The following is a 13,018-nucleotide window of genomic DNA, read 5'->3' as shown; positions in this document are numbered from 1 at the left end:
AATGATGCGTTTTTTAGCCATTGATAGTGCCACCGAATTTTGTTCCGTGGCCTTAAGTGTTGAGCGTGATGGTGAGCAGCTTGTGTATGAGCGCGGGGATGAACTGCCGCGACAACATTCACAGGCACTTTTACCTTTTGTTAACCAAGTTTTACAACAAGCCGATGTCACATTGGCGAGCTTGGACGCTATTATTGTAAGCCAAGGGCCCGGAAGTTTTACCGGCGTACGAATTGGCGCTAGTATCGCGCAGGGCTTGGCGTTTAGCCAAAATCTGCCCCTTGTGCAGGTCTCGACATTGGCTGCAATGGCGCAAGCCTGCTGGCGTTTACACGGTTCAGAGCGCGTTGCTGCTGCCATTGATGCGCGCATGGGTGAGGTATATTTTGGAACCTACCAAGTTGAAGCGGGTCTGATGCATAGGGTCGGTCCTGAAGTAGTGAGTGAACCGACCAAGTTAGCGCAGGTGTTAAGTCCGAAAGTGATGGATTGCGTAGCCGGGCAGCGGGTGGCGACCTGTGGCACTGGTTGGGAAACCTATTCGCAGGCGCTATTAGAGGTGCTGGGGAGTAAAGGTGCAACATGTACTAAAACTGACGTGCGTTTACCGCACGCAGTGGATATGCTGACCCTTGGTCGCCACAAGTTTATCGCGGGAGAAGCGATTGATGCGGTCGATCTGTCACCCAATTACTTGCGTAATGAAGTTACGTGGCAAAAATTACCAGGCCGATAGGCGGACTGGGTACCGAGTTGTAGCCGGGTTTTCTGCGGCTGCACCAAGCTGCGGCTTCACCAAGGTTGAGAGGTAGTGATGCGAATGTTTCAGTCAACAGTATATTTAAAGTGGGTGGCGATAGCTGCCAGCGTATTCGTGCTTGCGGGGTGTGCATCTCGCTACCCTCAGCCGATTCGCACTGATGCGACGGATTTAGTAAGCTTCACGGAAGCGCAACGCCAGGGTGAGGCTGTGCAAGGTCGCACCGCACGCTGGGGTGGGGTGATTGCCAATGTGCAAAACACAGAACAGCGCTCGCGCATTGAAGTGGTGAATTTTCGTCTGAATAACTTTGGCCGTCCCCAGGCTGGCGATGATACCGCGGGCCGCTTTGTGGTGTATGTGAATGAGTTTCTGGACCCGGAAATTTATCAACGTGGGCGTTTAGTTACCGCGTTGGGCGAATTTACCGGCACTGAACAAGGTCAAATTGGCGATTTCAATTACTATTACCCAGTGGTGCAGGCGACAGGCGTCGAATTATGGCGCCCGCAACAATCATCGCCAGCTCTGATGCACCCTGCCTACGGATATTATGATCCGCATTCGTTGTGGTATCGCAATTATATCTATGGTGTGGGTCCTTATCGTTATTATCACGACCCTTTTTATCGCCCTTGGGGCCACCGTCCTGTAAGAGTGATTCAACAGAATCCGCACCCGCAGCGTCCGCGTGTTCCGCAACTCGAAACACAGGGTGTGTCCCAACCAAGGCAGCAACAGCATTAGCGTGGTGGCGGTGACATATAACGAAGTAAGCTTTGACTTGCCACACATTCAATTGAAAGGCTTGCGCGGCGGTACACCGGGCAAGCCTTTGTTATTGCTATTGCATGGCTGGTTAGACAATTGCCACTCGTTTTTACCTTTATTATCCGAACCTGAGCTGGCCGATTACGATTGGATCGCATTGGACTTTGCAGGCCATGGGCACTCAAGTCACCGCGGCGCCGATGCGGCGTATTACTTTGTCGACTATATGTACGACGTACAAGCCTTGATCGAGCAACAAGGTTGGCAGCATTTGCATGTTGTCGGTCATAGTATGGGCGGTTACGTCGGGCAGTTATTAGGTGCTTGCTTTGGTGAGCGGATTGCTTCGTTAGTAACGATTGAAGCTTTTGGTTTAGTCACTGGGGAGCCGGAGCAGACCTTACAGCTATTGCGCGACGGATATACAAGCCGTCAGAAGCAGTTTGGCCGTGAGCTGCCAACTTATAAAGACCTTAACCATTTAATTCAAGCGCGCGCCAAAGCGGGTGATTTCCCCCCTGAGTTGGCCGAGTTATTATTGCGTCGTAACTTGACCCATACCGAAGCAGGTTTTTGCTGGCGCACAGACCCGCGTGTGCGCACCACCTCCCCATTTCGATTTACCCAACAGCATGTACCGAGCGTACTGCAAGCACTGCAGATGCCGGTTCAAGTCGTATTAGGTGAGGATGGACACGCGCAATTGCCTGATGCCTTAGCGCAATGGGGAGCACATGTTCAACAGCTTAGCGTGGTGCAAGTAGCGGGTGGCCATCACGCCCACATGCAGTCGCCCCGAAGCGTTGCCCAAGCAATTCGAGCCCATCTGGATACGAGCAATATGCACGATTAGGCAACTTCAGTTGCCGTTAACGTAAACTGAGGATTAAAAATCCTCTAGGATATGGGCTAAGGATATGCGAATATACAAATCATACACTTGTATGAAACGCCCAATTTGGGCGTTTTCTATGTAGCCGGTCAGTGGACAGGCCATCGGTATTGGGCACTAAATATTGACCCGAGCCTAGGTTGACTGCGTAGTTATAAGCTATACATGTGATAGTGATACGTGGCTTGACCAGGATGGAATTGGCGCAAGACCAAAGTTAGAACAGATAAAAAGCAGGAGCGACACTGTGGAAAGAATTTGGCAGCAACGTTACCCCAAGGGTGTTCCAAACGAGATAGATCCGGATCACTACAGTTCATTAGTAGAGATTTTCGACGAGGCGGTTGGTAAGTATAAAGACAAACCCGCTTACGTGAATATGGATCACGAGATGTCTTTCAATGAGTTAGACAAGCAAACTCGTGATTTCGCAGCCTACTTGCAAAGCATCGGCTTGAAGAAAGGCGACCCAGTTGCCGTGATGATGCCAAACTTACTGCAATACCCGGTGGCGCTGTTTGGTATTTTGCGAGCTGGTATGGTGGTTGTGAATGTTAACCCACTATACACCGCGCGCGAGCTGAAGCATCAATTGGTGGATTCTGGTTCTAAGGCGATGGTTATCCTGAAAAACTTCGCTCACACCTATGAAAAAATCAAAGACGATGTGAAGTTAGATAAAGTGATCTTGACCGGTATTGGTGATGCTTTGCCAGCGCCGAAGCGTTGGATTGTCAACTTTGTCGTCAAATATATTAAGAAAATGGTACCGGCGTATCAGCTGAGCAACACCATTGATTTCAATGATGTGCTGAAAAAAGGTGCGAATGCTGAATTTAAACCTCAGCAAGTGATCGGTGATGACCTCGCATTCTTGCAGTACACCGGTGGCACCACTGGGCCATCGAAGGGCGCGATGCTAACCCATCGTAACATGGTCGCTAACTTAGAGCAGGTATCGGCGGTGATTACCCCGATGATGAGTGACGGCGAAGAAATTATTATCACCGCGCTGCCGTTGTATCATATCTTTGCGTTGACCGCGAATTGCTTAACCTTCATTAAGCATGGTGGTAAGAACATTTTAATTACCAATCCGCGCGACATGCCTGCGTTTGTAAAAGAGCTGGGCAAGCACGAGTTCTCTATGATTTCGGGCGTTAACACCTTGTTTAACGGGTTGCTGAATACGCCAGGCTTTAAAGATTTAGACTTTAAGTCGCTAAAAATTGCATTAGGCGGCGGCATGGCGGTTCAGCGCGGTGTGGCTGAGCATTGGGAAAAAGTTACCAAGTCGCCATTACTGGAAGGCTATGGTTTGACTGAATGTGCGCCTGTGGTCACCACCAACCCTTACGACATCGAACATTATACCGGCAGCATCGGTATTCCAGTGCCTTCAACCGACATTAAAATTGTCGATGAAGAGGGTAATGAGGTTGCGATGGGTGAACCAGGTGAAATGCTGGTCAAAGGCCCGCAGGTAATGGTTGGCTATTTAGGCCGTCCAGACGCCACCGCAGAGTCGATTAAAGATGGTTGGTTTGCGACGGGCGATATGGCGGTGGCAGATGAAACTGGCTTCTTCCGCATTGTTGATCGCAAAAAAGACATGATTTTGGTGTCGGGCTTTAACGTCTATCCGAACGAAATTGAAGAAGTAGTCGCCACCCATCCGAAAGTGTTGGAAGTCGCTGCGATTGGCGTGCCCCACGAGTCGTCTGGTGAAGCGGTGAAAGTGGTGTTGGTGAAGAAAGATGCTTCGTTAACGGAAAAAGAAGTCATCGAGTACTGCCGCGAAAACTTAACAGCGTATAAAGTACCTAAATTGGTGGAGTTCCGTGACGAACTACCAAAAACCAATGTGGGTAAGATCTTGCGTCGGGAACTACGGGACGACTAGTGACCAATCAATTAAGCGATGTAACCTATCGCCTGATAAACGCCACCAAGCAATTGGTGGCGTTTTGCGATCAGGCAAAAACTCAAGGCTGGGTGGCGATTGATACTGAGTTCGTGCGCGAACGCACCTATTACGCCCAATTAGGTTTGGTGCAGCTAGCCCTAGCCGACGATGTGATCCTGGTCGACCCTTTGACTATCGACGATTTAGAGCCTTTGTGGCAGCTGATTGCAGACCCAGAGGTTATCAAGGTGTTGCACTCAGGCGGCGAGGATATCGAACTGCTTGCCCATTGTGCACAGCGGACGCCGCAAAATTTCTTTGACTCGCAAATTGCAGCCACCATGCTTGGATTAGGCGATGCCATGGGATACGCGGCAATGGTCGCACAATTTTTTGGCGTTGAGCTGGATAAGTCACAGTCGCGTACCAATTGGTTAGCACGGCCGTTAACACCAGAGCAGTTGGTGTATGCCGCCGCAGATGTCTACTACTTGGCGCGTATTTATCCGCAGTTACTGGAGCAGTTGGTGGCCACTAAGCGGTTAGATATGTTTGCCGACGAGTGTGCACTGCAAATTGCTAAACGCACGACTCGCACCCCGGATGATTTAGCCTGGCGTGATATTGGTAATGCGTGGCAATGTGAAGGCCAGCAACGTGCTGTGTTACAAGAACTTGCGGCCTGGCGCTTAGCGACTGCAAAAGCTCAGGACAAGCCACTTGGTTTTATTGTTAAAGACGCGGCTTTAGTCGACTTGGCGCGTCGTGGTCCGCAAACGATGAGCCATTTGGGCGGCGTTCAAGAGCTGCACCCGCAGGCCATTCGGCGTTACGGTGAGGCGATACTGCAAGCGGTAGCCCGTGGTCAAGCTCGTGCGCATGAAGATATTCCTGCGCCGATGCCTCGTTTAGACTTCGAACCTGGCTACAAGGTTGTCTTTAAAAAGCTGAAGGCAGAGGTTAAGCAGCAAGCCGATGCACTGGCTTTACCCGCCCCGTTTGTTGGCTCACGCAAACAAATTAATGAGCTATTTCATTGGTATTGGTTTAGTGACGAAGCACTCAAACGACGTTTGCCGACCCCTGATTTAATTAGCGGATGGCGTAAAGCTTTGTTCAAAACCAAAGTGGAAGCGTTGTTGCTGCCACGTCCATAGGGTAGACTGAGAACAGGCATGACCTTGGAGTAAAACATGTTTTGCACTGTTCTCAAGTCGCATCGTAAAGCCGACACCTATTTATATATCCCGAAAGACGCAATATTGGACGATTTACCGGCCAATCTAGTTGAGTTATTCACCCCGCATACCGTTGTAACCACGTTGCACCTGAAGCCGGAGCGCAAGCTCGCGCGCTTGCGTGCCCCGGAACTGATTAAACATTTAGAAACCGATGGTTTTTACTTACAGCTACCACCGACTCAAGCTGACTTACTGGCACTGCATAAAAGCCAACAGCAAGCCGCGAAACAGTCGTCAGAAGAATCATCCTAAGGAGCGCTTAATAATGAATACATGGATTAAATCAATCGCTTTCGCTTGCGGCATCGCGAGCATTGGCGTCGTTAGTATTGGTGCGGGTAGCTTGCTAAATGTGCCTGGCTTGGCGAATGTAGCCACTGCGGCAGAGCAAGAGCGCCCTGAGTTTGAAGCCTATGTTGAATTATTAAAAGACAAAGCGCGCGAGCATGGTATCAGTGAAGACGCGATAACACGCGCGTTTGAAGATATTCGCTTATACGAGCGTGCGATTAGTCATGACCGGAATCAACCCGAGCGAGTGCTCACCTTAGACACTTATTTACCGCGCGCAGTGCCAGATTGGAAAGTGCAGCAGGGGATTCAAAAATACAATGAGCACCGCGAGTTACTTGAAGCCGTTGGTGAGAAATTTGGCGTGCAACCACGCTTTATTGTGGCGTTATGGGGAATTGAAACCAACTACGGCGGTTACACCGGTAATTTCCGCGTGGTGTCGGCATTAGCGACCCTTGCCTGGGAAGGACGCCGGGAAGAGTTCTTTACCCGCCAGTTGATGCAAGCGTTGGAAATTATTGATGCAGGCCACATTGAGCCTGAGCAAATGCGTGGTTCGTGGGCGGGCGCGATGGGCCAAACTCAGTTTATGCCATCCTCATTCTTAAGCTATGCGATTGATTTTGACGAAGATGGCAAAATCGATATTTGGAATAGCTACCCGGACGTTTTTGCTTCTGCGGCGAATTACTTAAACCAAGTCGGATGGCGCGATGACGTCACCTGGGGGCGCCAAGTGCGTATTCCGGACGGCTTTGATCAATCCGTTGCTGGGTTAACCACCAAAAAGTCACTCGCAGAATGGCAAGCTTTAGGCGTACGCCGTTTTGATGGCAGTGACTTACCGACTCGGGACGACATCAGTGCGTCGTTGGTTATTCCAGATGACGAGAATGGTCGCATTTACCTTGCTTATAGCAACTGGGATTCATTGATGCGCTGGAACCGCTCGAATTATTTTGTCGTTGCGGTCGGTCACTTAGCTGATCGGATTCAGCTTGGCAGATAGTTTGCGCTGGTGAATAATAGTTAACATAGTAACTTAGGCAACGACTCAGGGTGGGGTTGGCGTGTGCCGGCCTCCAGGAATGTGACAGATGACCTATCAGCATAAAGATTATCAAGGGCGTTTACTGCCTTTTACCCCAGGTAAAGTTGTGTGTGTGGGGCGTAATTACCGCGCACATGCAGAAGAGCTGGGCAATTCGGTTCCTGAGGAGCCTTTGTTATTTATCAAGCCAGCCAGTGCGCTGCAGCCTTTTAGCAAGCCAATTCAGTGGCCTCAGGTATTAGGCAGTTGCCATCATGAGCTTGAGCTGTGTTTACTTATCGGAAAACATTTGGAAGACCCGTATCCGAAGCAAGCCATGGAAGCTATCTGGGGCTATACATTGGGTCTTGATTTAACCTTACGTGACCAGCAAAACTTGCTCAAAGCGAAGGCGTTTCCGTGGGAGCGTGCGAAAGCATTTGCTGGCAGTGCGCCAATGGGCACCTTTATTCCGGCGAAAGAAATCAAGTCGGTGAAAGACTTCCAGCTTGAATTGCAGATCAACGGTGGCGTGCGCCAGGCGGGTGAAACCAATGCAATGATATTTAATATTCTGGAATTGCTATGTGAAGCGGCGCGCACCTTCACCCTGCAACCAGGAGATATTATTATGACTGGCACGCCTGCTGGTGTAGGGTCATTGCGTCGTGGCGATGAGTTGTATTTGCAGCTGCAAGGCGCCAGTAAGCAATGGTCTTGGCGTACACGGGTCGCGGGTTAGACGCGCGTCATGGCACCGAAGGCTCTGGGCGCCGAATTTTGGCGCAGCAAAACATTGGCACAAATGAGTACCGCAGAATGGGAAGCTTTGTGTGATGGCTGTGGCAAGTGTTGCTTACATAAGCTACTCGCGGCAGCGGACTCAGAGCCTGACGAAGAGTCGGCTGAGAGCGATGACGACGCGTGGATGCAAGCGGGTGAAGAGCTACATTACACCGATGTGCGCTGCCAATACTTAGACCCGGCCACAGCTCGCTGCGGCTGCTATGCCGAGCGCTTAGCGCGGGTTGAAAACTGCGTCAATATTACCCTAGCGGACTTACCGAATATTCACTTTATGCCGTCAACCTGCGCGTATCGGCGCTTGCACGAGGGCCGTGGCTTACCCGTGTGGCACCCTTTGCGTCATGGTGGATCGCGAGTGGCGATGCAAGCCGCAAAGCAAGATGTCGGTAGCTACGCAACCGTTAGCGAGTGCGATGTCGCAGAAGATGACTACGAACTGCGTATTGTGACCTGGCCCTTATAGCGATGGTTGAATGCGATTGCGTAGGGCATAACACATGCTGACCACCAGGGCGATGGTCCCCAAGGTGGTGAAAATGACAAATAGCCATTGCGGCATCGACAGTCCTGCCCATTGCCAATCAATTTCCCCGCATAAACCACCGGCATCGAACACTTGCGGTAACCAATAATGTAAGGGAGCCCAGCTCGGGAAGTTGGGGTGTGGCTGACACGGGTTGAACAATGGGTTGAGTGCGGTTTGTATCCAGCTGTGATAATACGCACTGTAGGCGCCGGCTATGGCGCTGGTTAGCCACCCCACCAAAGCGAACCAGCGCAGGAGTGCACTGGTTCGGCCGCCCCCAGGTGCGCAGGCAAAGCCAAGCCAGGCAAACAGAGCAATACCTATCATGGCCGTGCGTTGATAAATACATTGCACGCACGGCCATAATTGTTCTGGACCGTGCTGAGTGTACAAGGCATAGGCAACTAAGCCAGAGCTAAAAAGCGCTAATAACAGCCAAGGCAGTCGCTTCAGTGGTAAGTTGGCTAAGCAATATGTTATTTTGGTGAACATTGAAGACGCTGATGGCACTGCTTTTACTCTATAAGGTCAAAAGAATGGGGGCGAAGCAGCCGGTTAACGGCACAACACCCAGCACTTGTGTTTAAGCATGCTAACGTGAATTTCATGTAAAGCAAATGGCAAAGCGACGGGACTGGATAAATAATCCGCCGGCAACTAAGTTTAGAGACAGGAATACACTTGTCCGACCAATGCACTCACGTTAGAATCAGCGCATCCCTAAACCTGAACATTGCAATATTGTGTCAGGGTCAAATAAAGGTTTTTAGATGATTATTAAAGCACAAAGCCCTGCAGGGTTTGCTGAAGAATACATAGTTAAGTCGATTTGGAACGGTCACTTCGCGCCTGGTTCTATTTTACCGGCTGAACGTGAACTGTCAGAGCTTATCGGTGTAACCCGTACCACGCTGCGCGAAGTCTTACAGCGCCTGGCGCGTGATGGTTGGTTGACGATTCAGCACGGTAAACCAACCCGGGTGAATAATTTCTGGGAAACGTCAGGGTTAAATATTCTTGAAACCTTAGCGCGTCTTGACGAAGAGGGCATGCCGGAGTTGGTGGACCATCTTCTCTCTGCGAAAACGAATATCAGCACTATCTATACCCGCGCCGCGATCCGCAAGAATGCTGAGCAAGTAGTCGCTGCACTGGATAAAGCGCAGGCGCTGGAAGACACGCCAAAGGCATTTGCTGACTTTGACTATACGCTGAACCACGAAATTGCGATGGCATCTGAGAACCCAATTTACGTGCTGGTGCTGAACGGTTTTAAGGGCCTGTATGCGCGTATCGGGCAGTTTTACTTTTCGTCGGATGAGGCACGTCCGTTGGCACGCCAGTATTACGCCGAGCTGCGTGCATTAGCGCAAGAAGGTCAATACGACGAGTCAGTGATGCGTGTGCGTAAGTATGGCTATGACTCGGCTAAGATCTGGTTTAGCCTGCGCGAGCGCATCCCCGCTAACCTGGTGGACTAAAGCCTAGGTATTGGCCATGTGGAAATGAAAAAAGCCGCTGTTCAGCGGCTTTTTAATGCTAGCTATGTGCTAACCACGGTGGCTACATAAAAGCAGCGCAGGGTTGGACTGAGCTTAGCCGAAGTTTTTGGCTACGAAGTCCCAGTTGACCAGCTTCCAGAATGCTTCAATGTATTTTGGACGCGCGTTGCGGTAGTCAACATAGTAAGCATGTTCCCAGACGTCAATCGTCAGCACTGGTACAACGCTTTCATCTGTTAACGGGGTTTCTGCATCGTCAGTGTTAACGATTTCAACACCACCGTCTTTGGTTTTAACTAACCAAGTCCAGCCTGAAGCGAAGTTACCGATGGCTTGGTTGGTAAACTCTTCTTTAAACTTGTCAAAAGAACCAAATTTCTTTTTGATAGCATCAGCTACAGCGCCTGTTGGCTCGCCACCACCATTTGGGCTTAGGCAGTTCCAGTAGAATGTATGGTTCCATACTTGCGCCGCGTTATTGAATAAACCACCGCTTGAAGACTTGATAATGTCTTCCAGTGACTTACCCGCGTACTCAGAACCTTCAACTTGTGCGTTCAGCTTGTCGACGTAAGTTTGGTGATGTTTGCCGTAGTGATACTCAAGAGTTTCAGCTGAGATGTGCGGCTCAAGGGCGTTCTTTTCGTAAGGCAGTGCGGGTAGTTCAAAAGCCATAATATGCTCTCCGTTCTTTTTTAACAATGCATGTCGTAAAAAAATACGTGAAACACACTGTGCGAGTGGTTCACGTTAGCGACTTTAAAAAAACATGTGACAGATGTCGTCATCATGCTGTGTGCTGGCTACATGCGGCATAGCGACACAACCGTTAACAGTATAGCGCAATGCGAGAATAACCCAATAAGATGAATACGACACAGCATGCCAACGTATTCTCTAACTATTTGTACATGAAGGTTGGCAAAGCAGATCTCAAGGGCTTAGCAAAAAAAAGTCCGAGTGTTATACTAGGTTTTTAATTCCTGGTAGTGATTGAGGTAATATTGATGGAAGACAATCAACACACAGCGCAAACTGAACAAAGTGTTCAAGATCGTATTCGTCAGCAAATAGCAGAGAATCCGGTGCTGTTATATATGAAAGGCTCGCCTAAGCTACCAAGTTGCGGCTTTTCGGCGCAAGCATCCCAAGCCTTGATGGGTTGCGGCAAACCGTTTGCTTACGTCGACGTGTTACAGAACCCAGATATTCGCGCTGAGTTGCCGAAAATCGCAAATTGGCCGACCTTCCCACAATTGTGGGTGAACGGTGAGTTAGTTGGCGGCTGTGATATTATTCTAGAAATGTTCCAGCAAGGTGAACTGCAGCCATTGGTCGAAGCCGCAGCACCTGAGCAACCCGAACAATAAATCTTAATCTTTCGACTTGAAAAGATCATAGTTGCCCATATTTAATATGGGACTTTTTTACTTGTTGGTGCCTTAAGGCATTGATTTAACACATGACTGACGGAGAAAACAAATGGCTGTACTAGTAGGACGTCAAGCCCCAGATTTTACTGCAGCAGCAGTATTAGGTAACGGTGAAATCGTAGAAGGTTTTAACTTTGCTGATCATATCAAAGGTTCAAAAGCAGTGTTGTTCTTCTACCCACTGGACTTCACCTTTGTGTGCCCTTCAGAGCTTATCGCTTTCGATAAGCGTTTAGCTGAATTCGAAAAGCGTGGTGTGAAAGTGATTGGTGTTTCAATCGACTCTCAGTTTTCACACAATGCATGGCGTAACACCAGCATCGAAAATGGTGGTATCGGCCAAGTTAAGTACCCATTAGTTGCTGATGTGAAGCACGAAATCTGCAAAGCGTACGACGTTGAGCACCCTGAAGCTGGTGTTGCTTTCCGCGCGTCATTCTTGATCGACGAAGACGGTCAAGTACGTCACCAGGTGGTGAACGACTTACCTCTAGGTCGTAACATTGACGAAATGCTGCGCATGGTTGACGCATTAAACTTCCACCAGAAGCACGGCGAAGTATGCCCTGCGGGTTGGAACGAAGGTGACGAAGGCATGAAAGACACCGCTGAAGGTGTTGCTGCATACCTGTCAAAGAACTCAGGCAAGCTGTAATAGTTACCTGGTTTGATAGATAAGAAAACCGCGCAGATGCGCGGTTTTTTTTGCCTGCAACTACTGCATCACTTAGTCAGTCAGGCGACTTCAACCAAGCTACGTTAACTCAAATTGGCGTAGCCCAGTCAATCGGTGCTACGCAAATTGGCGTTGAAAACCAATTGTCAGCCACCCAAGCTGGCGTCGGTAGCTCGCTGGTCACATTGCAAGATGGTTACTTGAATGATGCGACCACTTGGCAACAAGGTGATGACAATAGCCTGAGCTTAACCCAGTTAGGTGCGTCCGGTAACAGCATTGATTATTACCTGGAAGGTGATGATAACTACGGTCAGTTGTATCAAGCAGGTGGCAACCAGCTTGACGCGTCAACCTACGGTGACGGCAATGGCTTGATTGCGTCCCAGTTCGGTGACGATAACTACGTCGATGTCTATGTGAGTGGCGACGATAATGGCATCAATGCGACTCAAAGCGGTGTCGACAACTTAGCGGTTTACACCGTTGATGGTGCGGACGGCTCGTATATTTACAGCTGGCAGAGCGGTCAAAGTAACGAAGTGTATATCGATGTGCTGGCGCGCAACTCTGGCGCAATATCCACGAACAATGACTTCTCGGTGATTCAGGATGGTAATAGCAACGTGACGGATATTCTGTTACGTGGCGATGGTAGCTATGTAAGCTCTGAGCAGTACGGTAGCGACAACTACATGACTGTGACTCAGCCTGCACATCACTCTAACAGCGTGGTCAGCCTGCAAGAAGGCACTGCGAATAGTCTGAGCGTGTTCATGGGCGATCCAATTAACAGCTACGATAGCCATCAGTGGGGCGACGAGAACGATGCCAGCGTGCGCTTTACCGCGCGTCGCAACTCAGCAGCATCTGAGCAGTATGGTGAGTTAAATAGCTTAAGCTTGTTGGTCTCTAATGAGCAGAACAGTGTGTTTATGGGTCAATACGGTGACAGTAACGTGATTCAAGGTATTGGTGGCGGTGAATTCGAAGTTGGTGGCTTTGGTGGCAGCGTGTCATTAGTCCAAGTAGGCAGCGCCAACCTGATTCAAGGTCATCAGTTGTCTGATGCCAGCAGCATGAACGTGTTCCAATCAGGCTCATTCAACTCGGCCACTATCACTCAGCAGTAATCACTGCTTAAATAACGGCCTAGATAGCAAATAAGCGAAAACCACAG

15 protein-coding genes are annotated in these 13,018 nt (G+C 49.6%); 13 read left to right on the top strand and 2 right to left on the bottom strand.

Going from position 1 to position 13,018, the window contains the following annotated elements; all coding sequences use genetic code 11:
• Position 1: 1 nt before the first annotated feature.
• From tsaB to CWE07_RS02165, 9 genes are all read left to right on the top strand, one after another.
• On the top strand, positions 2 to 736 hold the full coding sequence (tsaB, locus tag CWE07_RS02205; RefSeq protein WP_241973994.1) for a tRNA (adenosine(37)-N6)-threonylcarbamoyltransferase complex dimerization subunit type 1 TsaB: 735 nt from the start codon (positions 2 to 4) through the stop codon (positions 734 to 736).
• Positions 737 to 820: 84 nt separating this feature from the next.
• Entirely contained in the window at positions 821 to 1,507 is a 687-nt protein-coding gene (locus tag CWE07_RS02200; protein ID WP_157983201.1) for a Slp family lipoprotein, read from the top strand.
• 10 nt (positions 1,508 to 1,517) lie between these two features.
• Complete coding sequence (locus CWE07_RS02195; RefSeq protein ID WP_157983200.1) at positions 1,518 to 2,384, top strand: alpha/beta fold hydrolase; 867 nt, start codon at positions 1,518 to 1,520, stop codon at positions 2,382 to 2,384.
• 286 nt (positions 2,385 to 2,670) lie between these two features.
• Positions 2,671 to 4,326 (top strand): long-chain-fatty-acid--CoA ligase FadD, encoded by a 1,656-nt coding sequence (gene fadD / locus CWE07_RS02190; protein ID WP_111568283.1) that lies wholly within the window; start codon positions 2,671 to 2,673, stop codon positions 4,324 to 4,326.
• Entirely contained in the window at positions 4,326 to 5,486 is a 1,161-nt protein-coding gene (gene rnd / locus CWE07_RS02185; RefSeq protein WP_111568282.1) for a ribonuclease D, read from the top strand. The genes fadD and rnd overlap by 1 nt, the downstream gene beginning before the upstream one ends.
• Positions 5,487 to 5,522: 36 nt before the next feature.
• Positions 5,523 to 5,822 (top strand): YcgL domain-containing protein, encoded by a 300-nt coding sequence (locus CWE07_RS02180; protein WP_111568281.1) that lies wholly within the window; start codon positions 5,523 to 5,525, stop codon positions 5,820 to 5,822.
• A gap of 13 nt (positions 5,823 to 5,835) precedes the next feature.
• Positions 5,836 to 6,873, top strand: a complete 1,038-nt coding sequence (locus CWE07_RS02175) for a lytic murein transglycosylase (protein ID WP_111568280.1) — start codon at positions 5,836 to 5,838, stop codon at positions 6,871 to 6,873.
• A gap of 88 nt (positions 6,874 to 6,961) precedes the next feature.
• Positions 6,962 to 7,636, top strand: a complete 675-nt coding sequence (locus tag CWE07_RS02170; protein WP_111568279.1) for a fumarylacetoacetate hydrolase family protein — start codon at positions 6,962 to 6,964, stop codon at positions 7,634 to 7,636.
• A 9-nt stretch (positions 7,637 to 7,645) separates the two neighbouring features.
• Positions 7,646 to 8,164, top strand: a complete 519-nt coding sequence (locus tag CWE07_RS02165) for a YcgN family cysteine cluster protein (RefSeq protein WP_111568278.1) — start codon at positions 7,646 to 7,648, stop codon at positions 8,162 to 8,164.
• On the opposite strand, the gene CWE07_RS02160 is transcribed toward CWE07_RS02165, so the two are convergent.
• The gene (locus tag CWE07_RS02160; protein ID WP_111568277.1) at positions 8,159 to 8,719 is read right to left on the bottom strand and encodes a disulfide bond formation protein B; all 561 of its coding nucleotides are present in this window, start codon (positions 8,717 to 8,719) and stop codon (positions 8,159 to 8,161) included. The two genes, CWE07_RS02165 and CWE07_RS02160, sit on opposite strands and share 6 nt — an antisense overlap.
• A gap of 278 nt (positions 8,720 to 8,997) precedes the next feature.
• Between CWE07_RS02160 and fadR the strand changes: the two genes are divergently transcribed.
• Positions 8,998 to 9,708, top strand: a complete 711-nt coding sequence (gene fadR, locus CWE07_RS02155; RefSeq protein ID WP_111568276.1) for a fatty acid metabolism transcriptional regulator FadR — start codon at positions 8,998 to 9,000, stop codon at positions 9,706 to 9,708.
• A 114-nt stretch (positions 9,709 to 9,822) separates the two neighbouring features.
• Here the strand turns inward: fadR and CWE07_RS02150 are convergent, their stop codons facing one another.
• Entirely contained in the window at positions 9,823 to 10,404 is a 582-nt protein-coding gene (locus tag CWE07_RS02150; protein ID WP_111568275.1) for a superoxide dismutase, read from the bottom strand.
• A gap of 332 nt (positions 10,405 to 10,736) precedes the next feature.
• On the opposite strand from CWE07_RS02150, the gene grxD reads away from it, so the two are divergent.
• The 3 genes from grxD (at position 10,737) to CWE07_RS02135 (ending at position 12,971) form a co-directional block, all read left to right on the top strand.
• Positions 10,737 to 11,099: a Grx4 family monothiol glutaredoxin gene (gene grxD / locus CWE07_RS02145; RefSeq protein WP_111568274.1), complete on the top strand. Its 363-nt coding sequence runs from the start codon at positions 10,737 to 10,739 to the stop codon at positions 11,097 to 11,099.
• Between the two features lie 112 nt (positions 11,100 to 11,211).
• A complete protein-coding gene (locus CWE07_RS02140; RefSeq protein ID WP_111568273.1) occupies positions 11,212 to 11,817 on the top strand; it encodes a peroxiredoxin in 606 nt (201 codons plus the stop codon).
• Between the two features lie 50 nt (positions 11,818 to 11,867).
• The gene (locus tag CWE07_RS02135; RefSeq protein WP_111568272.1) at positions 11,868 to 12,971 is read left to right on the top strand and encodes a hypothetical protein; all 1,104 of its coding nucleotides are present in this window, start codon (positions 11,868 to 11,870) and stop codon (positions 12,969 to 12,971) included.
• The last annotated feature ends 47 nt before the right edge of the window (positions 12,972 to 13,018 follow it).

The sequence above is a fragment of the Aliidiomarina maris genome, from assembly GCF_003987335.1.
In the GTDB taxonomy this organism is placed as follows: domain Bacteria; phylum Pseudomonadota; class Gammaproteobacteria; order Enterobacterales; family Alteromonadaceae; genus Aliidiomarina; species Aliidiomarina maris.
This window is presented reverse-complemented; position numbering and strand designations above follow the sequence as displayed.